Origin of the sequence: Enterobacter sp. UNJFSC 003, assembly GCF_036903355.1 — a bacterium.
Classification (GTDB): domain Bacteria; phylum Pseudomonadota; class Gammaproteobacteria; order Enterobacterales; family Enterobacteriaceae; genus Enterobacter.
The window spans coordinates 139,120-160,972 of record NZ_JBAKHK010000002.1; the positions used below are offsets into that span (position 1 = coordinate 139,120).

Genomic DNA, 21,853 nt, shown 5'->3' on the forward strand with positions numbered 1-21,853 from the left:
GAAGATCAGAAATCGCGTTTCAGCCCTATAACGCACTAAAGCGGGATGGCCGGTAACATTGCGGGATTTCATCGCTCTGACCGTCGCATAACGCTTCAGAGACCAGTCTGCCAATCGTCGCCGCGCAAGTCACGGCTGGGTGCATAGAGGCGACGTAAAGGGTCCTGCTCCCATCAGTAAAACCAAGAACGGGATACCCATCCTGAATAACAGGACGCTCCCCTACAGAGTGCTGGATGAGGGCAGCCGTCTCTGCCCCCGTGAGCCTGCTTCTGACCGCGCGTTGTGCAGCCTCTACCGTTTCTCTGACGTTGCCGCTTGCCGGGTAATCTTCTGCGGCTAATAAATCCCCGTAGTGCGCTTGCCGAACCTCAATATCATCACCTGAGACGATCGTTTTGACCACGCGCTGGGGAACCGTAAAGCGCAATAATATGGCCGGTGACGACAGAACCGGCACAGGAATCCCCACCCGCTCAGTCAGCGCTGGAATACCTGTACCACAGGCCAATACGACACAATCGGCATCCAGTTTACCCTGTGAGGTCAGGACGCCAGTCACCCTCCCCTCCGTCATGCAAAGATCCGTAACGGTTGTTTGCGTATTCAGCACGACGCCCTTTTCACAGGCTTTTTCGAGCAAAAGTCGTGTTGCGTTGGCAGCATCAATCGCACCATCTTTTGCCGCATAGCGGGCCTGCGAAGGAGGATCGCTCAAACCAGGCTCAAGACGGGCAATTTCAGCCTTATCGAGTAGGCGTTCGTCCTGCAGGCAGGACTCGGATGCTGCGCCGTAGCTTAACGAACCACTCCATTTAATGTGAAGTTCCGGAATGTGTTCTTCCAGCCTGTGCCAGTCCGCAAGTGCGATGCGCCGGATAAATACGTCAGCCGCATCATCCCTCACCGCACCGGTCAACCAGCCAAACGCGCTACCGGTCGCACCGGATGCAGGCACATCCTGTTCAACGAGGGTAACGTCAAATTCACGGTGGGCAATATGCCATGCGATGGATACGCCAGTAATCCCAGCACCTACGACGACGATCCTTTTTTTTCGGGTCATGGTGCCCTTCTCCTGTGCAGGAAAGATGTTTATGCCATGGACTGTCTACCGCGTAATTATCGGTGACCATCAGCGTTTGAATTTGGCGATCATTTGATTTGCATTGTTTTTGTTAGCTGTAATCCGCTATTTGCTCAGGCAAAAGAGAAGGCATCGCAATAGTTCGCCCATCATCATCAACAAATTCAACCATGTAAGCCAGATAAGGTTTTTCATGTATGAATACGATGGCACCCACCATGCCTTTAGTTAACCCTTCATCCGGCAAGTCTTCCGCTAACACAACCACGTCAAACTCTTTTCTTCTCATGGCCTGTACCTCACTTAACAAAAATCGTCGTCATGCGCGGAACGACGGTATCAGGTTCATAAATCCAACCGCTGCGCACTATCACTGTCTCACCGTTAGCGCCTAATATCGGCATGTCTACAGCCATTAGCTGTCCATACCGATTCGCCTCCAAAACTTTAGCTGGGGCGGTTAAAATGCCCTTCTGGACTCTACTCGCTAACACGTCTGAATTTGTCGGGTTATAACCCAGCGCTGACTGGAACACCCTCGCTTTAAGTCCTCCAACTGGATGAGCTGGGTCCAAAGAGTAAGAAGATAGTTTTCTATGATCTACAACGGCATGTTCGGCATTTAGTAATGTCCCGGACTCAGAGGTAAACCCCTTTAAACCTGGCGATTCAAACGCTGGGATTTTGCTTAAAGACGATAATTCTTCAAGTTCTCTGGTAGCGTTAATTTTTCCCATCGTTAGACCGGCGACAACAGATGCTCCAGTGATGAGAAGACCTTTGTTGTTCACGATCTGATCATACCCCGCTGGAGCATCGCCACCAAGTTGCTGTGCGGCCTGATGGAATCCATCAATGTTGCCATTATAGATACCGCCAGCCGCCAAAAGCCTCCCTGCTGCATTACTGTTAATAGTTGTACCCGCTTGGGCGTGCTGTATCGGAGCATCGGAATAGTGATGTTTAATGGTCGGAGGCGGCTTTCTTCCCTGATGCTCGCTGAGGCTATATTCGTAGATTTGACGTACCGCCTGCTGAAAACCCTCGCTGTATATATCTATGAAGCAATCGTAAATCAGATTACTGTCATCATCGAAATAGAACGGATTACGGAAGCGGTCCCATTTTTCTTTAGCGTTAACGCCAACCATCCAGCCGTGCTCCAGATTCCATTTCACCTCATCGTAGAGTCCATCGTATTCATTAAGACGCTTGCGTTTGTAGGGTTGTGTCGCGAATCTGTGGTGACCCCCTCCCCGTCGCTTCGGGAGGCTGTGAGGCAGAATGCGGCTGTGCTGGTCATATTCCAGGTAATTCAGTTCGTAAAAGTTGCTCGCCATATCCAGCGCATCTCGTGGCGACAGAATGAATTGAATATCACCAGGAACCAGCTCTCGCTCGGCGTCCCACCTCATGTAAAGAGTGAACATTCCGTGTCTTCCTTATCCCATTATTTGATTAGGATTCTCTCGTTAAAGTGGCTAAAAAATCAAACACTTTGGTTTTTGTGGTTGAGCAATTTTGGGTTTGCTGGACGGAACTGACAACGCCTCTCCGGCACAATATTGCATCTCAAACCGCCACGATGCATGTAAGACTTGGCCTAGGTCCGCAGCGAGATCCTGGCTACCCCCTCAACTTCAAACCTAAAGCCACCAGCCACAAAACCTGGTAGCTATACAAACGCACCAGGCTGTTACGTTAATACGTGTTTACCCCCCAAAGAGGAAACGCGCATGACCCCACACCCGCTACGCCAGATAATCGAATCCTGCGACCACGCCATCACGACCAAAAACTATGACGCCCTGATGGAGTACTACGCGGAAGACGCGGCTCTGGTGGTCAAACCCGGCATGACGGTTAAAGGCAAAGACAATATCCGCAGCGCGTTTATTGCTATCTCGGATTATTTTCAGGATCAGCTGATCGTCGAACAAGGGGAGATGCAGGTAATAGAGGGGGGTGGTAATGCACTCGTTATCATGGAAACCGTTCTGCGTTTTCCTGATGGTCAGGGCGGAAGAACGGAAATATCTCGTCGCGCGACCTATGTTTTTCGACAGGAAAGCGACGGTCGCTGGCTTTGTACCATCGACAACTCCTACGGTACGTCGCTTCTTGATACCGCGAACTCATCATGTTAATCACGCATTCAAAGGGGCGCTACCGCCCCTCCACGCCAGCATCCTTAATGCGCAGTAATGCGCGGCTCCTTCACGAACTCAGCCAGCAGCCACACCATATCGTGCAGCAAGCCCGTAAGCTCTTTCGCTACGTGGGCGGGCAGCGTTCCACCTATAACCGCTTGTGTCAGCGCCAGAACATAGTCCACCTGAGTTAGGGTGTCCTGCCAGCAGTCCGGCACGCAGGAGTTCATTTTCTCACCCATGATCAACTGCGCGATCAGGTCTGGCGGAAGATCGACATCGCAGAGTTCTCGCAGCTTACGCAGAGCCTGAAGGAGACGCTCGCAAAGCACGGTAAACATCTTTGCATCCTCGATTTCGACCAGCACGCTTACCAGCGCGGCGCAGTTGTCGGCGACGATGAAAAGATCGGCATCAGCCGGAAACGGCCGGGAGATAAGTTGCAGAATGACGTTTTCGTCAGACGGGAGATAAGTCAGGGTTCGGGTAGTAGCCATCGTAAGGCATCCTCAGTGTGTAAATTGGGTGAACCACCCGATGAGTTCCTACGCTCGAGGGGGTAGCGCTGACAGAGGTAGGAATGCCGCCCACAGAGAAAACGGCCAGCCTTGCGGCTGCTCCGCCAGCGCCACCGCAATTTTAACGAGTTCGGCGCTGTCGCGACATATAAATATCGCTCTGTAGATGCGGGTTCCTACGCCCGATTGCGGATGTGCCGCAACGCAGGCACTTTACGACTCCGTAGAAATGAATAAAAGACATAACCCTCGATTACAGAGGGTTATTTTGCAGTTTGCGAGGCGTCTTCCAGAAAGGCGGTCAAGCCGGGGGCGCTTCGCTTAGCCGGCCATCTAAAAGCTACTCTTTAGCGGATCAACCTCCGCCCTCAGAGCTATGTATGCTAATCCGCACTTGGTATGTGAGAGGTTAATTATGTTCGGTCTGAATAATATTAAGTCTGTCGCCGTTTCCTGTAACCTTGAAGGTTGAAACATACGCTTTTCTGGTTATTTTCTTATCTTCTCCCTCTGTTCCTACATTCACTTCAATCTGAGTGAGGTACTCCCGATCTGCTTTGAATGTAAATTCGCCGGGCAGAATACAGAAAAGACCGGATTGCGGTTGTTTGCCAGATGGGAAAATAATCTGCTCTTCAGGTTTCTCAATGTTATATGTAATTGCTGATACCACTACCTCCTGGCCCTGCATAGGTAAGGTAAGGCAAACATCATTGTTTCTCATATGCGCAGGAATTGATGTTTCTTTGGTATACCTGTGATCGAGATTTTCACCTAATGTACAGCCGCTCAGAAGGACAATTAATAATATTGTGCTGTTTTTAAATATGATCATTTGAACGGGAATCCTTCAAGAACTTTTTGATAGTTTGCGTTAAGCCGATCGTCTACAGGTCCCACATAGGAAACTTCACGATCTTCTCCTCTCCTTCCTGACCACAGATTTCGTCCAAATTTACGAAGCAAAAAATAATCGGCTATGATTTGTGCTTGTTGTTCTAATCTATAGTCAAGGAGTTTTTTATCATTCTCAAACGAGTATTCGTAGCTAATAAAACCACTAACAAGACCTTTCATTCTTACCCACACACCCCTTTGATACTGCCAGACATGTGACATTTCATGGATGAAAAGGTGTTGATATTGAAATGATTTGGTCGCGAAGTCTTCACAATACCAGTCCCGAAAGTAGAGCTCACCGTTAGGGCTCATCGCAACATTCCTTCCCTGAAGTTTAAATGGGAAGTAGCTCGCATGATGAATCCAGACACGCGAATAGGCTATAGAACTTCCGAAGACAGATCTCGCTAATGCTATTTCACCGGGGGTCAAGAGTCTTAAACTTCCTTCAGTATCACTCACACATCCTCCATAATGTTATTTTCAATAAGTTATTAATATATTTGCCTTCGTTTTTTACCGACACAACATATCATAACGACTAACTCGTTGATTCTAGCAAAAATAAAACATGTGAACTTCATATCACCTGCGTTCTGTGAGCAATTACGAATTTTGAGGCGCATTTCCAGAACAACAACCCCCTCCCCTAAATCCTCAACGTATCAATCACCGCTCTCAGCGCGGGCGACACGTTACGATGCGGATAATAGAGGAACAGCCCGTCCATGCGCAGGCTGTAGCGCTGCAAAACCCGGATAAGCGTGCCGCGCTCCAGATCGTCGGCCACCAGCTCCACCGGCACATAGGCCAGCCCGAGCCCCAGACGGGCGGCTTCGGCTTCCATATAGCTGTCCGACAGCGCCCATTGCCCTTCCGGCCGATGGGTAACGCTCTTTCCGTCCACCACAAGCTCCCACTGATAGAGGCTGCCATCGGCAAACTGGTAGGCGATGCAGGGATGCCCCCCTAAATCCGCTGGCGTCTGCGGGAAACCGTGGCGCCGAAAATGTTCCGGAGTACCAACCACGGCCATCTCCATATCGGGCGTGATGCGCACCGCGATCATCCCCTGCGCCACCTCCGGGCCCAGCCTAACGCCCGCATCGAACCGTTCGGTGATGATGTCGACAAATCGACTCTCGTTCATCAATTCCAGGCGAATATCAGGATAGCGCTGCTTAAAGACCGCAAGCTTTGGCAGAAGACATTTATCGATGGCGTGCTGACTGGCGTTAATCCGTACCGTACCGGACGGCGTCTCGCGGAAATGCGCCAGGGTCGCAAGGCCATTATCAAGCGTATCGAACGCGGACTCGGCGGTCTGATAGAGCTGCTCCCCCGCGTGGGTCAGCGACAGTTTTCGCGTTGTGCGTACCAGCAGCTGAACGCCCAGGCGCGCTTCCAGTTCCCGCACCGAACGGCTTATTCCAGATTGTGCCAGCCCGAGCCGCTGCGCGGCAGCCGTAAAGCTTCCCTCCCGCACCACCTGCATAAAGAGATACAGCTCATTATAGTTTTCCCGTTTCGCCATCTTGCCTTCGCCATTTATAACAATCTGATATGAATCCTAGCAGTTCTGGGCCTCTAATCAGCACTATTTCTGCTCACTATAATGACCGCATCACAACAACGCAGGGTATCTCTGATGAAAACATTCACCCAAAAACTGTCAGTTGCGATGCTGCTATGCGCATCATTAAGTGGAGTAACGACAATGAGTTATGCAGAAACAACCAACCCAAACGCGCCCATTTCGATGGTGACCACCTGGGACAAAACGTTCGCCGAGAGTGACAAAGTCGACCACCGCAAAGTGTCGTTCCAGAACCGCTACGGAATTACCCTCGTGGGCGATCTGTATCTCCCGAAAGACCGTGCAGACCGTAAGCTGGCGGCAATCGCCGTCAGCGGCCCCTTTGGCGCGGTTAAGGAGCAGTCCAGCGGCCTGTATGCGCAGACCCTGGCAGAACAGGGTTTTGTGACCCTGGCGTTCGACCCGTCCTACACGGGTGAAAGCGGCGGACAGCCGCGCAACGTCGCCTCTCCGGATATCAACACCGAAGACTTTAGCGCGGCGGTGGATTTCCTGGGGCTACAGAAAGAGGTCGACCATAACCGCATCGGCATTCTCGGCATCTGCGGCTGGGGCGGGATGGCGCTGAATGCGGCCTCCATGGATACCCGCGTCAAAGCGGTCGCCACCAGCGTGATGTATGACATGAGCCGCGCCATGGGGCACGGCGTGGGTGACGGGAAAGATCGTTACTCAACGGCCGACCGCCGCGCCGTGTTGCAGTATCTGAATGAACAGCGCTGGAAAGATGCGCAGAGCGGCATCTTTGCCCATGCAGGGCATGACATTAACGTCGATGAGAACGGGAAGGTAAGCGTAGCCGATCGTATTCTGCCGGAGACATTGCCTGCCAATCCGCATCCGGTCGTAAAAGAGTTCTATGACTATTACCGGATGCCGCGCGGCTTCCATCCGCGTTCCGTCAACTCCACCGGCGCATGGACCGCGACAACGCCATTATCGTTCATGAATATGCCGCTGCTGAGCTATGCCGGGGAGATTACCATTCCGACGCTTATCGTTACCGGTGAAAACGCGCACTCCCGCTATTTTGCAGAAGATGCGTATAAAGCCGTCGGCAGCAAACAGAAAGAGCTGGTGATTGTCCCGGGCGCGAACCATGTCGACCTGTACGACAATGCTGCCGGGAAGATCCCTTTCGCGCAGTTCGAGCAGTTCTTCAAAACCAGCCTGAAATAACCCCCTATGCCACCCGTTTTTACGGGTGGCTCTTGATGAAATCTGAATATGTCCACATTAAGCCAAACCACATCACAACAAGCCGAAACGTCGTACTGGGGCGGGATTTTTGCCATGACCTTGTGCGTATTTGTGCTGATTGCATCAGAATTTATGCCCGTTAGCTTGCTTACGCCCATCGCCAGGGATCTGGGCGTGACGGAGGGGCTCGCGGGCCAGGGAATTGCCATCTCCGGCGCGCTGGCCGTTGTGACCAGCCTCTTCCTGTCCCGGCTGGCCGGCAATATGAATCGCAAATATCTCCTGCTGGGGATGACGTTGCTGATGGCGGTATCGGGGATCGTTATTGCCTTCGCATCCCGTTACTCGGTGTATATGGCTGGCCGAGCGCTAATTGGTATCGCGATCGGTGGCTTTTGGTCAATGTCCGCCGCAACGGCAATTCGACTTGTGCCGCGACATCAGGTTTCCCGCGCGCTGGCGATTTTCAACGGCGGGAACGCGCTGGCGACGGTCGTGGCGGCCCCGCTGGGCAGTTATCTTGGCGCAACCCTTGGCTGGCGCGGCGCCTTTCTGTGTCTGGTTCCCGTGGCGATCGTGGCCTTTATCTGGCAGTGCTTTAGCCTGCCGACGATGAAAGGCAATAAAAATACCGCTGCGGGCGGGAGCGTATTTCGCTTGCTTCGCCAGTCCGTGGTTACTGTCGGCCTGATTGCCTGCGGCCTGTTCTTTATGGGGCAATTTGCGCTCTTTACCTACGTGCGACCGTTTCTTGAAACGGTTACGCAGGTGAGTGATGCCGGGCTATCGCTGATCCTGCTGGCTATCGGAACGGCGGGCTTTATCGGCACCCTGATTATCGCCCCAATCCTGAACGCCGCATTTTACCTGACGTTGATGGCGATCCCTCTGCTGATGGCCGCCATTGCCGGATTGTTAATTCTTTCCGGACAAAGCGTCGGGGGCGTCGCCCTGCTGCTCGGTTTCTGGGGGATGCTGGCAACGGCAGCACCTACCGGATGGTGGACGTGGCTCGCGCGCACCCTTCCCAATGATGCTGAAGCAGGCGGCGGGCTGATGGTTGCGGTCATTCAGCTTTCCATTGCGCTGGGCTCAACGGCGGGCGGCACGGTGTTTGACCATGTTGGCTGGCAAAGCACGTTCGCCATGAGCGGGCTATTGCTGATAAGCGCGGCGGTAATGACCTTTTACACGTCCCGCCAGCTTGCTAAAGGCATTAAATAAACAGGCTTATTTTAATTAATTACGAAACCCCCACTCTTTTTCAATACGCTAATAATTAAGCAATATCCTGGTCAGCCCGTTCACGCGCTTTGCTAGCCTGAAAAGGCAAAGCTCAAACCGGAGGTATTCTTTGCTCATTAAGCTAAAAAAAGATCGAACGCATCAGGAGGATCGTCGGCTTGCCCTGTGGCTGGCGACCTCTGCAGGTTTGCTGAATGCCATCGCGCTGGGTGCGTTTGGCTTCTTTCCCTCCCACATGACGGGCAATACCTCCCAGTTATCAAGTGAAGTCTCTTCCACTGACCTGAACGATATTCTTTTCTTCGGCGCTATTATCCTTTCATTTGTGGCGGGAGCGATAGCGGCGCGCATAATGGTGCTGTGGGGCATTATCCATAACGTCAGGCTCATTTTTTGTCAGATTCTGATTATTGAGGGATTATTACTGGCCGGCGTTTCGCTGTACGAAATGTATTTCCACTCCTTTTCCACAAATCGTCAGATTATCGTTTTCTTGTGCGGCCTGATGGGCATTCATAATTCCACTTCCACTCAGCTTTCCAGCGGACGGGTGAGATCGACGCATATCACAGGAACGCTTACCGATGCGGGAATATCGCTGGCCTCTGTCGTCGTCGCCATGCTGCGACGGGATTACTCTAAAGATACAGCGGCCCAAAAAAGCCAGCTCAAAACCCATTTAACCACCCTGTTTTCGTTTATTACCGGCGGTATTGCAGGGCTGATCCTGTTCAGAGAGTTTGGATTTCACGCGATGCTGGCGCTGGGCTTAATGCTCGTTGTGGTTGCGACCTTCTCCATCATGAGGATCTCGCTTCGCGTGCGCAGGGTTCGCCCTGCTCTCAGTAAATAATTCCCTCTTTTCTTCACTGCGGGTGTATTGTTTTTAAACGATTCCCCACAGTGAAGAGAAGCGTCTGCATGATTAAAATCCTCGGCAAAACAACCTCCATTAACGTGCGTAAAGTGCTCTGGACCTGCGAAGAAGCTGGTATTGCGTATCAGCAGGAAGATTACGGTAGCGGCTTCGCCTCAACGCAAACGGAGGCCTTCCGCGCCATGAACCCGAACGCCATGGTGCCGGTACTGATCGACGACGATTTTGTGTTATGGGAATCCAACGCGATCTGCCGTTATCTGACGCGTAAAGCGGGTCGCTACGATCTGCTCCCCGACGAGCCGCAGGGCTGTGCTAACGTCGAACGCTGGATGGACTGGCAAGCGACGGAATTCAACAACGCCTGGCGCTATGTCTTCCCGGCCCTGGGCCGTAACAACCCGGATTTTAACGATCCAGACCGAATCGCCGCAGGTATTAGAGAGTGGAATCACTGCATCGCTATTCTTGAGCAACAGCTCCAGCGTTCAGGGGAATGGGTGGCGGGTGACGCCTTCACCCTCGCGGATATCGTGCTGGGGTTGTCGGTTAACCGCTGGAAAATGACGCCGTTTGATAAACCTGCCGTGCCCGCTGTTGAAGCCTGGTTTGAACGCCTAAATGAACGTCCGCCGTTTTTACGCCACGGCAATAACGGCATGGTGTAATGCCGCCAACCCGCAGCACGTCCTGCGGGTTACCGCCCTCATTAAGTGACAGCGTCACTTATAAAAAATATCTTTAAGACAATTCTGACTCACCCACACCAAGGCCTTTTACCATAAGGCTTGACCTAAGGTTGTCTCATTTTTCATAGGGTTACTGATTTTACCCCTTCGCTGGAACCCTTCCCATTCGCTTGCTATAGCTGAAACACCCCTGCCGAAACATGGCATAACAACAGGCAACCGGTAGTTGCTATAACGCATGCGCACAGGGAGACACACCGCAATGCACCCATTACTCAAACGTTCGCTGCTGTTTGTCAGCGCTATTATCGTGGTCCTCTCCCTCCTCGTCTGGGGGATCGGGCTGGAGACGATCAAAGCGCGCCAGGTGGACCTGGTCTATCTCGGGCAACAGCACATGATTCTGGTTTTCTCGTCGATGTTTTTTGCCCTGCTGGTCGGTATTCCAGCCGGGATCCTGCTGAGCCGCCCGGCCGCGCGGGGTATCGCCGAATACGTGATGCAAATCTTCAACGTCGGTAACACGCTGCCGCCGCTGGCCGTGCTGGCGCTGGCGATGGTGGTGATTGGCATCGGCGATACGCCCGCCATTATCGCTCTGTTCCTCGCTTCGCTGCTGCCGATAGTGCGCAATACCTACGCCGGGCTGTGCTCGGTCCCGCCGTCGTTACTGGAAGCGGCAAACGGGATTGGGATGACCAAATGGCAGCGTCTGCGCCAGGTCGAGCTGCCTGCTGCCTGGCCGGTTATGCTCTCGGGGATCCGCATCGCCACCGCCATTAACGTCGGTACCGCGCCGCTGGCGTTCCTGATTGGCGCCAGCAGCTATGGCGAGCTGATTTTCCCCGGTATTTACCTGAACGATTTCCCAACCCTGATCCTCGGCGCGGCGGCCACCGCCCTGTTCGCCCTGATCCTCGATACCCTGCTGGCGGCGCTGGGTCGCGTGATGAGTCCTCATCTCGCTCGATAACAATAACAAGGAGCTTTTATGAGACTGTTTTCCGGCCTGACGGCGCTGTGTGCCGCGGCGCTGTTCACCAGCCAGGCAATGGCGGCCCCGCTGATTCTGGCGACCAAAAGCTTTACCGAGCAGCATATTCTCTCGGCGATGACCGTGCAGTACCTGCAAAAGAAGGGCTTTCAGGTTCAGCCGCAAACCAATATCGCCACGGTGATTTCCCGTAACGCAATGATCAACAAGCAGATTGATATGACCTGGGAGTACACCGGCACGTCATTACTCATCTTTAACCACATCAACAAGCGCATGTCGCCGCAGGCGTCTTACGAGACGGTGAAACGCCTCGACGCGAAGCACGGTCTGGTCTGGCTCAAACCCGCCGACATGAACAACACTTATGCCTTCGCCATGCAGCGCAAGCGCGCCGAGGCGGAACATATCAACACCATGTCGGAAATGGTGGCGAAGATAGAACAGGTTCGTAAAACCAACCCGGACAAAAACTGGCTGCTGGGCTTAGACCTGGAGTTTGCCGGACGCAGCGACGGCATGAAACCGCTTCAGGCGGCCTATAACCTGACGCTGGATCGCCCGCAGATCCTCCAGATGGACCCCGGCCTGGTCTATAACGCGGTGCGCGACGGCTTCGTCGACGCCGGTCTGATTTACACCACCGACGGCCGCGTGAAGGGTTTCGACCTGAAAGTGCTGAAGGATGATAAAGGCTTCTTCCCGAGCTATGCGGTCACCCCGGTGGTGCGTAAGGACACGCTGGAGGCCAACCCGGGCCTGGAAGAGGCGCTCAACACCCTCTCGGCCCAGCTCAATAACGACGTTATCACCGAACTGAACAAGAAGGTGGATATCGACCATCAGTCACCGCAGCAGGTCGCCCGAGATTTCCTGCGTAGCAAACAGCTGCTGTAGGAGGCGCTATGGAGACGATTCACTACATTCTCGATAACTGGGACTACCTGCTGACCCTGACGCTGCAGCATCTGTGGCTGGTGGCGCTGGCCGTAGGCTTAGCCATTCTCATCGGCGTCCCGCTGGGCATTTTGATTGTCCGCCATAAGTGGCTGGCAACGCCGGTGCTGGGAATAGCCACCATCGTGCTGACCATTCCGTCCATTGCTCTGTTTGGCCTGATGATCCCGCTATTTTCGCTGATCGGTCAGGGGATTGGCGCCCTGCCCGCCATCACGGCGGTGTTTCTCTACTCGCTGCTGCCGATTGTACGGAACACCCACACCGCCCTCGACAGCCTGCCGCCTGGCCTGCGCGAAGCGGGCCGCGGTATCGGGATGACCTTCTGGCAGCGTCTGCGCTGGGTTGAAATTCCGATGGCGCTGCCGGTGATTTTCGGGGGGATCCGCACCGCCGTCGTGATGAACATCGGCGTGATGGCGATTGCTGCCGTTATCGGCGCGGGTGGCCTCGGCCTGCTGCTGCTCAATGGTATTGGCGGGAGTGATATTCGCATGTTGATTGCGGGCGCGCTGATGATTTGTCTGTTAGCGATTGTGCTCGACTGGCTGCTGCACCGTCTGCAGGTGGTACTGACTCCAAAGGGGATTCGATAATGATAAAACTGGAAAACCTCACCAAACAATTTTCACAGAAGCACGGCCAGACCATGAAGGCCGTGGACAACGTCAACCTGAACGTGCCCGAAGGAGAAATGTGCGTCCTGCTCGGCCCCTCCGGCTGCGGCAAAACCACCACCCTGAAGATGATTAACCGCCTGATTGCCCCGAGCAGCGGAACGATCCTGATTAACGGCGAAGATACCAGCGGCATGGATACCGTTACGCTGCGCCGCAATATTGGCTACGTGATCCAGCAGATTGGCCTGTTCCCAAACATGACCATCGAAGAAAACATTACCGTCGTGCCGCGCATGCTGGGCTGGGACAAAGCGCGCTGCAAAACCCGCGCCGAGGAGCTGATGGATATGGTGGCGATGGATCCCCATAAGTTCCTCAATCGCTATCCGCGTGAAATGTCCGGGGGGCAACAGCAGCGTATCGGCGTGATTCGCGCCCTGGCCGCAGATCCTCCGGTACTGCTGATGGATGAACCCTTCGGCGCGGTCGACCCCATCAACCGCGAGGTGATCCAGAACCAGTTCCTCGAGATGCAGCGCACGTTGAAAAAAACCGTCATGCTGGTGAGCCACGATATCGACGAGGCCCTGAAGCTCGGCGACCGTATCGCGGTATTCCGCCAGGGGAAAATCGTTCAGTGCGCAAGCCCCGATGAGCTGCTGGCGAAACCGGCGAATGAGTTTGTCGGCTCGTTTGTCGGCCAGGACCGTACGCTGAAGCGCCTGCTGCTGGTCTCTGCGGGCGACGTGACCGACCAGCAGCCGACCATCACGGTGCGGGGCTCTACGCCGCTTCCCGAAGCCTTTGCGACCATGGATGATAATGATATCCGGGCGATCACCGTGGTCGATGATCAGGGTAAACCGTTAGGCTTTGTGAAGCGCCGGGAAGCGCGCAACGCCAGCGGTGCCTGTGCTGATATTATTCACCCGTTCCGCATGACCGGTAAGGCCGAGGACAACCTGCGCGTGGTGCTTTCTCGCTTGTACGAGAGCAATACCAGCTGGATGCCGATTGTGGATGAAGACGGGCGTTATAACGGCGAGATTTCGCAGGACTACATTGCGGAATACCTGAGTTCAGGGCGTACGCGCCGGGCGCTGAATATTCATAGCGGAAGCTAATCGTGCACGCGCAGAGGTGATGGTTCGTATAAAAAACAAGCCCGCCAGGCGGGCTTGTTAACTTATTGTTGTTTGCACTTAGCGGCTTTCAGCGAGTCTAACTGGTTGAGTCGATTCTCGGCTTTTTTTCGGGCCTCCCCCTTCGCCATGCCGTTACCGATTCCAAAATCGCCCAGGAAACCTAAAACGGTTCTGCCGTCGAATTCACCTGTCTGCTCGATTTCCTGCTGTACGCTTTTCGTCCTCGCAATTTCAAGATCCAGCGCTTTGCAATCCATCGCGGTTGACTCCGCGCCGGTAACGTTAGGCGCCTGCGGATATTGCTTTGTTGCACATCCTGCCAGGGACAGCGCCAGCACGGTGGCGGAAATTACTTTTACTGCTCTCATCATTTTTTGTTGCTCTATGTGGGAAAAAATCATCAAAACCTTGCCGCTGATGAATATCCTTTTTCGTTCAGAACGTGATGTTGATCCAAATCAGAGAAAGACTTAAAAGTAATTGAATAGTCATTAGCAAGCTATCTAAAAGAGAGCGGTATAACTAACCACCTGTCTACCAAGTTCACCTTTAGTTTTGCAAATGTAAGAAACGTATCTCACCGTTTTTCGCACGCATATCTTTTGCTAACCCCGCGATTTCCCGCCACAATATCGTATCTTTCCCGTTTGATCGCGACCCATGCAACGTCTTCACGCTTACCCCGACATCCGCGCGATGTTCCGCAGACTGCTGATTGCAACCGTCACCGGCGTGCTGGCCGCGCTGGCCGTTGCGGTATTTCGCCACAGTATGTATCTGCTGGAGTGGTTGATTTTGAGTAACGACAGCGGCAGCCTGGTCAACGCCGCAGCGGCGTTATCGCCCTGGCGACGCGCGCTAACCCCCGCGCTGGGCGGATTAGCGGCAGGATTACTGCTGTGGGGATGGCAGCGACTGACGGCGCAGCGCCCGCATGCGCCAACCGATTATATGGAAGCGCTGGAAACCGAAGACGGACGCTTCGACTATAGTGCCAGCCTGGTAAAATCGCTGGCGTCGTTGCTTGTGGTGGCCAGCGGAAGCGCTATCGGCCGCGAAGGCGCAATGATCCTGCTTGCCGCGCTGGCGGCCTCTTTGTTCGCCAGGCGTTTTACGCCGAAGTCCGAATGGAAATTGTGGATCGCCTGCGGGGCCGCTGCCGGGATGGCCAGCGCCTATCATGCCCCTCTCGCGGGTAGCTTGTTTATCGCTGAAATTCTTTTTGGCACGCTGATGCTGGCCTCCCTTGGCCCTGTGGTGGTTGCCGCTGTCGTGGCGCTGCTTACAACGCGCCTGTTAAGCCCCGGCGCCAGCACGCTCTATGAGGTGCATCTTAGCGGAACGCTTACAGCGGTCGATTACGGATTCATTGTCGCAACGGGTTTGCTGGCGGGCCTTTGCGGCCCGCTGCTGATGTGGCTGATGGCGTTGAGTCATTTTTTATTTTTGCGCCTCAAACTCTCGCCACCGTGGCAACTGGCGCTGGGTGGCTTGATTGTCGGGCTGCTGTCACTTTTAACACCAAAAGTCTGGGGTAATGGCTATAGCGTGGTCCAGGCATTTGTTCTCGCTCCGCCGCTGCTGTCGGTAATTGCTGGCGTGTTTATCTGTAAATTGCTGGCAGTGCTGGCAAGCAGTGGTTCAGGCGCGCCGGGGGGCGTATTCACGCCGACGCTGTTTGTCGGAATGGCCACGGGCATGCTGTTTGCGCAGCTCTTCGCGTTATGGTTTCCGGGGTCTGAAACGACGATCTTGCTGGGACTGGCAGGAATGGCGACGCTGCTGGCTGCCACGACGCATGCCCCCATTATGTCGGCATTGATGGTGTGTGAGATGACCGGGCAGTATTTTTTGCTGCCCGGCTTATTGATAGCGTGCGTGATTGCGTCCGTGTTATCGAGAACGCTACGCCACGACTCTGTCTACGGACAACACGCCACCGAGGGCAGAGAGATCGATGTACTGCGCTAGCTCGCGCTGCTCGGCGCGCGGCAGATACGGCAGTTCACCCACTAATGGCCCAGGCAGTTTTTTGCTCAGCACGTCAATGATTTCAGCGTAGTGCGCGAGGCCTGGGTTGATACGGTTTGCCACCCAGCCCACTAACGGCAGGCCGTCATTCGCAATGGCCTGCGCCGTCAGAAGCGCATGGTTAATGCACCCTTCCTGGATACCGACCACCATCACGACGGGTAATTGTTCCTGTACCACCCATTCAGAGAGCGGACGCAAATCGTTCATCAGGCTGCGCCATCCGCCCGTGCCTTCGACCACAACGTGGTCGACTTTACCGCTCAGGCTGGCAAGACCATCCGTCAACAGGGTGTAATTAATCAACCCGCTGTGCGCCACGCTGCTCTCATCTTCACTTAAGGCAATAGGATTGACCGCGTGATAAGGCAACTCCAGCGATGAGACGCTTTGCAGCACCAGGGCGTCTTTATTTCGCAGCCCCTCTGGCGTCTCTTTACTGCCTTTTGCGACCGGCTTGTACCCTGCAACACGTTTACCGCTTGCCGCCAGGGCCTGAAGCAACGCGCGGGATACAACGGTCTTCCCGACAGAGGTATCAGTACCCGTTACAAAGAAACGCTTAAGCATGACTCATTCCACCTCTTGGGTATGCTTCGGAAATATAAACCAAGTAAATAATTCAATAGGGGGAAGTCTACGGGAAGCGTGCGCTACCCGGCTTGAGATAGCGCAATATTTCTTACATCTATGGAAAAGAGTTATCCCTGCAGCAGGCGGATCAGTAACGAGCCGTTGTACATTGCATCTTTCACCAGCGCGGCACCGGCCATCGTGCCCTGATTGGAAAATTGGGTACTTTCCACCACAATGTTTTTGCTGTAGGCAGGAAGCGCCTGCTGGCTAATGCAGGCAGAGATCGCCGGGAAGAGGATGTCTGCCGCCTGGCTGAGCGGCGATCCAATCAGAATTTTTTGCGGGTTAAAGAGATTAACCATAATGGCAAGAATGCGGCCAACGTTATTCCCCACGCCGGTAATAATGTCCTTGGCCAGCAGATCGCCCTGACGCGCCGCTGCGCAGAGGGAATCCACAGTGAGCGGCTGCCCGTGGAGCGAAGAGCTCATGGACTGGCTGAGCCTCACCTGAGCCAGTTCGAGCACGCTCTCCACGCTGGCAATCGTCTCCAGACAGCCATGGTTCCCGCAGTAACAGCGTTTGCCGTAGGGATCAACCTGCGTGTGACCGATCTCCACTAGGCTACTGCTACCGGCATGGAGAAGGCGTCCGTCGGTGATGACGCCCGCCCCCACGTTATGGTCGATAACAACCTGAATCACGTCCCGCGCGCCGCGCGACGCACCGAACAGCGCCTCAGCCATTGTCCATGCGCTGATGTCATGCTGGATATAAACGGGCACGCCGGTATGGTTTTTTAGCACCTCGCCCAGCGGCATCTCTTTCACATCCTCGTAAAACGGCATGCGGTGCACTATGCCATTCTCGGTATCAATAATTCCCGGCATAGTGATCGCAATCGCCGTTAAGCGTTCGAGCCGCTGCTGGTGACGAATAAAGAACTGATCGATATGGATGAGGATCGCATCGAGGAGGGAGTGTTCGGCTTTCAGCGGCAGCTCGATTCGGTCTTCTACCACCAGCTTGCTGCTCAAATCGCGCAGGGCGAGGAAGATTTCTCCCCGGCTAATGCGCAGCGACAGGTAGTGCCACGCTTCCGTCTCAACAATTAAACCGACCGCAGGGCGCCCGCGGCTGCCTGGCTCCTGAATTTCCGTCTCCTGAACCAGGTGGGCTTCCAGCATTTCGCGAACAATTTTGGTGATACTGGCGGGTGCCAGCTGTGCCAGGCGCGAAAGATCGATGCGCGATACCGGACCAAGCTGATCAATCAGGCGATACACCGCGCCAGCATTGGTCTGCTTAATCTGATCAATATGCCCTGGCTGACTATCAGCAACCACCTCGTACTCCCTTATTTTCGAGCTTCGAAATAAACTGAGGGCTATGGTGAAGTACTTCAATGGCCGTCGTCAAATATTTACTTAGCCATGTGATTTACTGCACATTTTTACCCACGTTTCCCTATAAATTTCGCCCTGATGAGGCGGTGATTAGCTGCTTTTTGAAACGCTGTGCCGCGTGGCTTTGTTCATGATGTTTTGACCAGACCAGCCACATCTCAGAAACAGCATCCTCTTCTGCGAGGGCCACCCAGCGTATTTCCCGTAATTGTACCCGTTTAAAGGAGGCAGGGAGAATAGAAACCCCCAATCCTGCCGCTACCAGACCAATAATGGTCATTGCCTCCCCCACCTCCTGAGCGATCGTCGGGGCCAGATCGTAGCGACGCATCAGCCCGAGAATGTCGTCATACAGCCCGGTTCCGACCTGTGGGTCAAAAAAGACAAACGGCTCGTTCGCCAGCTCCGCTAAGGTCACGGAAGGTTGCGACGCCAGCGGGTGATCGTATGGGATCATCGCCATCAGCGGTTCTTTGAGGATCACCTGCCATGCTAACGTATCCGGCAACTGAGTGTTGCGCATCAGACCCAGATCTAGCGAACCTTCATTCAGCGGTGCTATTTGTTCGCGGGTATTCATTTCGCGTGTTTGAAGATGGACATCCGGAAAGTCACGGCGAAACGACGATAGCGTTTGCGAAACGGCGCTGATAAAGGGGGCCGACGAGGTAAATCCGATGCGCAATTCTCCGGTTTCACCGAGATAAAGCCGTTCGGCTCTGGCTGCCGCGTCGTCCACCATGCTGAGGATTTGTCGGCTGTCCGCCAGAAACTGCCTGCCCGCTGGCGTCAGGCTCACGCTGCGGTTGGTACGCGCCAGCAAACGCGCCCCCACCTGCTGCTCCAGAATCTGAATCTGCTGGCTCAGCGGTGGCTGCGAGATATTCAGCCGTGCAGCCGCGCGACCAAAATGCAGCTCTTCGGCCACGGCGACAAAATAACGTAGATGGCGCAGTTCGATATTCATATTTTATAAGTATCATTTGAGATTATTAATATATTAGACAGAATATTTACATTTTCCTACTCTGATCATGTGGTCATACCCGTCACCAGAAATCACGGGGATGTTTAAGCAAGGAACATGTGTGAGTCGTACAACTACCATTGATATCGATCCGGCAAGCGATATTGATGATTTACCCGCAGCATCGCAGCCGGTTCAGTTCATTAAACGTGGTACTTCCCAATTTATGCGCGTCACGCTGGCGCTCTTTTCGGCAGGTCTGGCAACCTTTGCCCTGCTCTACTGCGTTCAGCCGATCCTGCCCGTGCTGTCTCACGAGTTTGGCGTGTCGCCTGCCGCCAGCAGTATTTCGCTTTCGATTTCTACCGGCATGTTGGCCGTGGGGCTGCTTTTTACTGGGCCACTCTCCGACGCTATTGGCCGTAAACAGGTGATGGTCACTGCGCTCATGCTGGCGTCGCTTTGTACCTTACTGTCTACCATGATGACCAGCTGGCATGGGATTTTGATCATGCGCGCGCTGATTGGCTTATCGCTGAGCGGCGTGGCAGCGGTCGGGATGACCTATCTCAGCGAAGAGATCCACCCGAGCTTTGTTGCTTTTTCAATGGGGTTGTACATCAGCGGAAACTCCATCGGCGGAATGAGCGGGCGTCTGTTAAGCGGGGTGTTTACGGATTTATTTAGCTGGCGTATAGCCCTGGCGGTGATTGGCTGCTTCGCGCTGGCCGCTGCGCTGATGTTCTGGAAAATCCTGCCGGAATCGCGCCATTTCCGCCCTACCGCCCTGCGGCCGAAAACGCTGTTTATCAACTTCCGCCTGCACTGGCGCGATAAAGGGCTGCCGCGTTTGTTCCTGACCGGTTTTCTGTTGATGGGGTCATTTGTCACCCTATTTAACTATATTGGCTATCGCCTGATGCTCTCCCCGTGGCATCTGAGCCAGGCGGTGGTCGGCCTGCTTTCCGTGGCGTACCTGACCGGCACCTGGAGTTCGCCGAAAGCCGGAGCGATGACCGCACGCTATGGGCGTGGTCCGGTCATGCTGTTCTTCACGGCGATGATGCTGCTCGGCCTGCTGCTGACGCTCTTCTCCTCTCTGTGGCTAATTTTTGCCGGAATGCTGCTCTTCTCCGCGGGGTTCTTCGCCGCCCACTCGGTCGCCAGCAGCTGGATTGGTCCGCGCGCGCGTCGCGCCAAAGGACAGGCATCGTCGCTGTATCTGTTTAGCTATTATCTGGGTTCCAGCATCGCCGGGACGCTCGGCGGCGTGTTCTGGCATAACTACGGCTGGAACGGTGTGGGCGGGTTTATTGCGCTGATGCTGTGCGCGGCGCTGCTGGTGGGAGGGAGTTTGCATCAGCGTTTGAAATAAACAAACGCTATCCCCCACATGAGCGTAATTGTGCGGGGGGGCGTTTCTTACGTTAGTCACGCTTAATTTAAAATTAAGAAAAATCAATTAATTATAGCCATTTCGTGCATTTATCGCCCCTCCCTCTTTTTGTAAGCTCATCGACTCCATCCTAAGAAAAGAAGGGTTTTAAAATGGCTATTCCAGGCAATATGTGATTATTCGATGACGGTGGTGCACTGATTAAAGGTGGTTGTGATGTGCAGCACAGGGAATACAGCATTGAGTTCAAAGGATTTCACCACAATCTTTCGACTCCGACCGATAACCTGACAGGTAAACCTACGGGTAAACGCATCCACTCCCCGATGATGATCGTAAAGGAATTCGATTACTCATCACCCTATCTCTATAAAGCGGTCGCGACAGGTCAGGCTCTACAAAAAGCCGAACTCAAATTCTATAAAATTAATGACGCAGGTCTTGAAGCTGAGTACTGCAATATTCTTCTGGAAGGCGTGCGGATTGTTGCGGTATCACCTGCAATGGCCGCGCCGGGCGATAATAATAACAACCACCTCGAAACGGTTGAATTGCGCTATGAGAAAATTACGTGGAAACATAACGACGGCAATATCATTTTCTCTGACGCATGGAATGAACGGGCGACAGCGTAACTGGGTATTGGTATGGATACTTCGGAAGAGATTAACGGAACCTACTTCTACAGAGGCCATTCAAACCTCACTCCAGGTGAGTTACTTGAGATCATTTTTCTGGAGGAGTTCTGTATGGAGTTGGGGATAGATGCCGTTTCAGGCGCGGCTATTTTGGGCGGGCAACCATGGCTAGGTACTCGGGCAAAACCTGAAGGCGCTACCCTTGGGATGAGCGTTGTTTCAAAGTACGCGCGAATAATTTTACGGGACGCGCGTCTCCCTTTCGGGATTAAAATTCCCACTCCCGTTGGAGTCAGAATGCAGCCAACTAACAAACTCGCTGCGGTAATTGGTCGTTACATCCCCTGGCTAGGATGGACCTCGCTTGCACTGACTCTTCATCGAGTTTCAACACGTACGCAAGAAAAATACAATTTGATTGCACGACCAAAAGACCGCATAGCGTGGACATTTTTCTGATGAGCATCGTAGACGACGTGTTATTTATGTTTCGGGATGAAATTCCTGGCTATCTGGATAAAGACTGGAAAGAAGTTCCTCTGGAACTTGATTCTGATTTATTTGGTTCCCCGGGGGATGACTTTCATGATGCATTAAACCGATACGAGAAAGAGTTTAACGTGGATTTGTCTGGCGTGAACTGGTCTCGTTATTTTCCCTGGCAGCATACCCCATTGTTAGATCGCTGGTTCAAGCTGAAGCGGGAAGAAGTTGAAGCAACCCGCATCCCGTTGACCGTAAGAATGTTTGCAGAGTCCGCAAAAGCAGGCAAGTGGCTCTACGACTGACTGATAATGGGCTTCACGCCCCTTGTATCAAAAATGCATTAATCCTCCCTAAATCACGTTACACTCCCTGAA

At 53.7% G+C, this 21,853-nt stretch carries 25 protein-coding genes; 14 read left to right on the plus strand and 11 right to left on the minus strand.

The genetic code is table 11. From position 1 onward, the window contains the following. Nucleotides 1–25: 25 nt before the first annotated feature. From V5P19_RS06690 to V5P19_RS06700, 3 genes are all read right to left on the minus strand, one after another. The gene (locus V5P19_RS06690; protein WP_334401425.1) at nucleotides 26–1,066 is read right to left on the minus strand and encodes an FAD-binding oxidoreductase; all 1,041 of its coding nucleotides are present in this window, start codon (nucleotides 1,064–1,066) and stop codon (nucleotides 26–28) included. A gap of 112 nt (nucleotides 1,067–1,178) precedes the next feature. After that, the gene (locus V5P19_RS06695; protein ID WP_334401426.1) at nucleotides 1,179–1,376 is read right to left on the minus strand and encodes a DUF4926 domain-containing protein; all 198 of its coding nucleotides are present in this window, start codon (nucleotides 1,374–1,376) and stop codon (nucleotides 1,179–1,181) included. A 10-nt stretch (nucleotides 1,377–1,386) separates the two neighbouring features. Continuing rightward, nucleotides 1,387–2,517 carry a DUF6883 domain-containing protein gene (locus V5P19_RS06700; RefSeq protein WP_334401427.1) on the minus strand — a complete coding sequence of 377 codons (1,131 nt, stop codon included), beginning with the start codon at nucleotides 2,515–2,517 and terminating at the stop codon, nucleotides 1,387–1,389. Between the two features lie 306 nt (nucleotides 2,518–2,823). Here V5P19_RS06700 and V5P19_RS06705 point away from each other — a divergent pair, with 306 nt between their 5' ends. After that, nucleotides 2,824–3,234, plus strand: coding sequence for an SgcJ/EcaC family oxidoreductase (locus tag V5P19_RS06705; protein WP_334401428.1), 411 nt, complete (start codon nucleotides 2,824–2,826; stop codon nucleotides 3,232–3,234). 44 nt (nucleotides 3,235–3,278) lie between these two features. On the opposite strand, the gene V5P19_RS06710 is transcribed toward V5P19_RS06705, so the two are convergent. The 4 genes from V5P19_RS06710 to V5P19_RS06725 form a co-directional block, all read right to left on the minus strand. Continuing rightward, nucleotides 3,279–3,734, minus strand: coding sequence for a hypothetical protein (locus V5P19_RS06710; protein ID WP_334401430.1), 456 nt, complete (start codon nucleotides 3,732–3,734; stop codon nucleotides 3,279–3,281). Between the two features lie 430 nt (nucleotides 3,735–4,164). Beyond that, nucleotides 4,165–4,590, minus strand: a complete 426-nt coding sequence (locus V5P19_RS06715) for a putative T6SS immunity periplasmic lipoprotein (protein ID WP_334401432.1) — start codon at nucleotides 4,588–4,590, stop codon at nucleotides 4,165–4,167. Beyond that, nucleotides 4,587–5,117: a type IV secretion protein Rhs gene (locus tag V5P19_RS06720; protein WP_334401434.1), complete on the minus strand. Its 531-nt coding sequence runs from the start codon at nucleotides 5,115–5,117 to the stop codon at nucleotides 4,587–4,589. The genes V5P19_RS06715 and V5P19_RS06720 overlap by 4 nt, the downstream gene beginning before the upstream one ends. A gap of 187 nt (nucleotides 5,118–5,304) precedes the next feature. Then, the gene (locus V5P19_RS06725; protein ID WP_334401436.1) at nucleotides 5,305–6,189 is read right to left on the minus strand and encodes a LysR family transcriptional regulator; all 885 of its coding nucleotides are present in this window, start codon (nucleotides 6,187–6,189) and stop codon (nucleotides 5,305–5,307) included. A gap of 114 nt (nucleotides 6,190–6,303) precedes the next feature. Here V5P19_RS06725 and V5P19_RS06730 point away from each other — a divergent pair, with 114 nt between their 5' ends. The 8 genes from V5P19_RS06730 (at nucleotide 6,304) to osmV (ending at nucleotide 13,958) form a co-directional block, all read left to right on the plus strand. Continuing rightward, nucleotides 6,304–7,431, plus strand: a complete 1,128-nt coding sequence (locus tag V5P19_RS06730; RefSeq protein ID WP_334401438.1) for an alpha/beta hydrolase — start codon at nucleotides 6,304–6,306, stop codon at nucleotides 7,429–7,431. A gap of 48 nt (nucleotides 7,432–7,479) precedes the next feature. Further along, nucleotides 7,480–8,676 (plus strand): MFS transporter, encoded by a 1,197-nt coding sequence (locus tag V5P19_RS06735; RefSeq protein ID WP_334401440.1) that lies wholly within the window; start codon nucleotides 7,480–7,482, stop codon nucleotides 8,674–8,676. A 130-nt stretch (nucleotides 8,677–8,806) separates the two neighbouring features. After that, nucleotides 8,807–9,550, plus strand: a complete 744-nt coding sequence (locus V5P19_RS06740; protein WP_334401442.1) for a YoaK family protein — start codon at nucleotides 8,807–8,809, stop codon at nucleotides 9,548–9,550. A 68-nt stretch (nucleotides 9,551–9,618) separates the two neighbouring features. Next, nucleotides 9,619–10,242, plus strand: coding sequence for a glutathione S-transferase family protein (locus V5P19_RS06745; RefSeq protein WP_334401444.1), 624 nt, complete (start codon nucleotides 9,619–9,621; stop codon nucleotides 10,240–10,242). A gap of 283 nt (nucleotides 10,243–10,525) precedes the next feature. Continuing rightward, complete coding sequence (gene osmY / locus V5P19_RS06750) at nucleotides 10,526–11,236, plus strand: osmoprotectant ABC transporter permease OsmY (RefSeq protein WP_334401446.1); 711 nt, start codon at nucleotides 10,526–10,528, stop codon at nucleotides 11,234–11,236. Nucleotides 11,237–11,254: 18 nt separating this feature from the next. After that, nucleotides 11,255–12,154, plus strand: coding sequence for an osmoprotectant ABC transporter substrate-binding protein OsmX (gene osmX / locus V5P19_RS06755; RefSeq protein ID WP_334401449.1), 900 nt, complete (start codon nucleotides 11,255–11,257; stop codon nucleotides 12,152–12,154). Nucleotides 12,155–12,162: 8 nt separating this feature from the next. Next, complete coding sequence (osmW, locus tag V5P19_RS06760; RefSeq protein ID WP_014169860.1) at nucleotides 12,163–12,810, plus strand: osmoprotectant ABC transporter permease OsmW; 648 nt, start codon at nucleotides 12,163–12,165, stop codon at nucleotides 12,808–12,810. Further along, nucleotides 12,810–13,958 carry an osmoprotectant ABC transporter ATP-binding protein OsmV gene (gene osmV / locus V5P19_RS06765; protein WP_334401451.1) on the plus strand — a complete coding sequence of 383 codons (1,149 nt, stop codon included), beginning with the start codon at nucleotides 12,810–12,812 and terminating at the stop codon, nucleotides 13,956–13,958. The genes osmW and osmV overlap by 1 nt, the downstream gene beginning before the upstream one ends. Before the next feature lie 62 nt (nucleotides 13,959–14,020). On the opposite strand, the gene V5P19_RS06770 is transcribed toward osmV, so the two are convergent. Continuing rightward, the gene (locus tag V5P19_RS06770; protein WP_334402714.1) at nucleotides 14,021–14,347 is read right to left on the minus strand and encodes a hypothetical protein; all 327 of its coding nucleotides are present in this window, start codon (nucleotides 14,345–14,347) and stop codon (nucleotides 14,021–14,023) included. Between the two features lie 292 nt (nucleotides 14,348–14,639). Between V5P19_RS06770 and clcB the strand changes: the two genes are divergently transcribed. Continuing rightward, on the plus strand, nucleotides 14,640–15,950 hold the full coding sequence (gene clcB / locus V5P19_RS06775; protein ID WP_334401453.1) for a voltage-gated ClC-type chloride channel ClcB: 1,311 nt from the start codon (nucleotides 14,640–14,642) through the stop codon (nucleotides 15,948–15,950). Here the strand turns inward: clcB and bioD are convergent. From bioD to V5P19_RS06790, 3 genes are all read right to left on the minus strand, one after another. After that, complete coding sequence (gene bioD, locus V5P19_RS06780) at nucleotides 15,885–16,580, minus strand: dethiobiotin synthase (RefSeq protein WP_334401455.1); 696 nt, start codon at nucleotides 16,578–16,580, stop codon at nucleotides 15,885–15,887. The two genes, clcB and bioD, sit on opposite strands and share 66 nt — an antisense overlap. A gap of 131 nt (nucleotides 16,581–16,711) precedes the next feature. Next, nucleotides 16,712–17,932: a sugar metabolism global transcriptional regulator Mlc gene (gene mlc, locus V5P19_RS06785; RefSeq protein WP_334401456.1), complete on the minus strand. Its 1,221-nt coding sequence runs from the start codon at nucleotides 17,930–17,932 to the stop codon at nucleotides 16,712–16,714. Between the two features lie 121 nt (nucleotides 17,933–18,053). Next, nucleotides 18,054–18,959 (minus strand): LysR family transcriptional regulator, encoded by a 906-nt coding sequence (locus V5P19_RS06790; RefSeq protein ID WP_334401458.1) that lies wholly within the window; start codon nucleotides 18,957–18,959, stop codon nucleotides 18,054–18,056. Nucleotides 18,960–19,080: 121 nt separating this feature from the next. Between V5P19_RS06790 and V5P19_RS06795 the strand changes: the two genes are divergently transcribed. From V5P19_RS06795 to V5P19_RS06810, 4 genes are all read left to right on the plus strand, one after another. Continuing rightward, nucleotides 19,081–20,334, plus strand: coding sequence for an MFS transporter (locus V5P19_RS06795; RefSeq protein WP_334401460.1), 1,254 nt, complete (start codon nucleotides 19,081–19,083; stop codon nucleotides 20,332–20,334). A 218-nt stretch (nucleotides 20,335–20,552) separates the two neighbouring features. After that, nucleotides 20,553–20,990: a type VI secretion system tube protein TssD gene (locus tag V5P19_RS06800; protein WP_334402717.1), complete on the plus strand. Its 438-nt coding sequence runs from the start codon at nucleotides 20,553–20,555 to the stop codon at nucleotides 20,988–20,990. 12 nt (nucleotides 20,991–21,002) lie between these two features. Then, nucleotides 21,003–21,452, plus strand: coding sequence for an STM2901 family protein (locus V5P19_RS06805; protein WP_334401462.1), 450 nt, complete (start codon nucleotides 21,003–21,005; stop codon nucleotides 21,450–21,452). Next, nucleotides 21,452–21,781 carry a DUF1493 family protein gene (locus V5P19_RS06810; protein WP_334401464.1) on the plus strand — a complete coding sequence of 110 codons (330 nt, stop codon included), beginning with the start codon at nucleotides 21,452–21,454 and terminating at the stop codon, nucleotides 21,779–21,781. The genes V5P19_RS06805 and V5P19_RS06810 overlap by 1 nt, the downstream gene beginning before the upstream one ends. The last annotated feature ends 72 nt before the right edge of the window (nucleotides 21,782–21,853 follow it).

Bases quoted from the DNA above. Each gene is read 5' to 3' on its own strand.
- bioD (WP_334401455.1), bottom strand. From the start codon at position 16,580: ATGCTTAAGCGTTTCTTTGTAACGGGTACTGATACCTCTGTCGGGAAG.
- V5P19_RS06770 (WP_334402714.1), bottom strand. From the start codon at position 14,347: ATGAGAGCAGTAAAAGTAATTTCCGCCACCGTGCTGGCGCTGTCCCTG.
- V5P19_RS06790 (WP_334401458.1), bottom strand. From the start codon at position 18,959: ATGAATATCGAACTGCGCCATCTACGTTATTTTGTCGCCGTGGCCGAA.
- clcB (WP_334401453.1), top strand. From the start codon at position 14,640: ATGCAACGTCTTCACGCTTACCCCGACATCCGCGCGATGTTCCGCAGA.
- V5P19_RS06705 (WP_334401428.1), top strand. From the start codon at position 2,824: ATGACCCCACACCCGCTACGCCAGATAATCGAATCCTGCGACCACGCC.
- V5P19_RS06715 (WP_334401432.1), bottom strand. From the start codon at position 4,590: ATGATCATATTTAAAAACAGCACAATATTATTAATTGTCCTTCTGAGC.
- V5P19_RS06730 (WP_334401438.1), top strand. From the start codon at position 6,304: ATGAAAACATTCACCCAAAAACTGTCAGTTGCGATGCTGCTATGCGCA.
- V5P19_RS06745 (WP_334401444.1), top strand. From the start codon at position 9,619: ATGATTAAAATCCTCGGCAAAACAACCTCCATTAACGTGCGTAAAGTG.
- osmX (WP_334401449.1), top strand. From the start codon at position 11,255: ATGAGACTGTTTTCCGGCCTGACGGCGCTGTGTGCCGCGGCGCTGTTC.
- V5P19_RS06810 (WP_334401464.1), top strand. From the start codon at position 21,452: ATGAGCATCGTAGACGACGTGTTATTTATGTTTCGGGATGAAATTCCT.
- V5P19_RS06700 (WP_334401427.1), bottom strand. From the start codon at position 2,517: ATGTTCACTCTTTACATGAGGTGGGACGCCGAGCGAGAGCTGGTTCCT.
- osmV (WP_334401451.1), top strand. From the start codon at position 12,810: ATGATAAAACTGGAAAACCTCACCAAACAATTTTCACAGAAGCACGGC.
- V5P19_RS06710 (WP_334401430.1), bottom strand. From the start codon at position 3,734: ATGGCTACTACCCGAACCCTGACTTATCTCCCGTCTGACGAAAACGTC.
- V5P19_RS06690 (WP_334401425.1), bottom strand. From the start codon at position 1,066: ATGACCCGAAAAAAAAGGATCGTCGTCGTAGGTGCTGGGATTACTGGC.
- V5P19_RS06695 (WP_334401426.1), bottom strand. From the start codon at position 1,376: ATGAGAAGAAAAGAGTTTGACGTGGTTGTGTTAGCGGAAGACTTGCCG.
- V5P19_RS06725 (WP_334401436.1), bottom strand. From the start codon at position 6,189: ATGGCGAAACGGGAAAACTATAATGAGCTGTATCTCTTTATGCAGGTG.
- V5P19_RS06805 (WP_334401462.1), top strand. From the start codon at position 21,003: ATGGATACTTCGGAAGAGATTAACGGAACCTACTTCTACAGAGGCCAT.
- osmY (WP_334401446.1), top strand. From the start codon at position 10,526: ATGCACCCATTACTCAAACGTTCGCTGCTGTTTGTCAGCGCTATTATC.
- osmW (WP_014169860.1), top strand. From the start codon at position 12,163: ATGGAGACGATTCACTACATTCTCGATAACTGGGACTACCTGCTGACC.
- V5P19_RS06735 (WP_334401440.1), top strand. From the start codon at position 7,480: ATGTCCACATTAAGCCAAACCACATCACAACAAGCCGAAACGTCGTAC.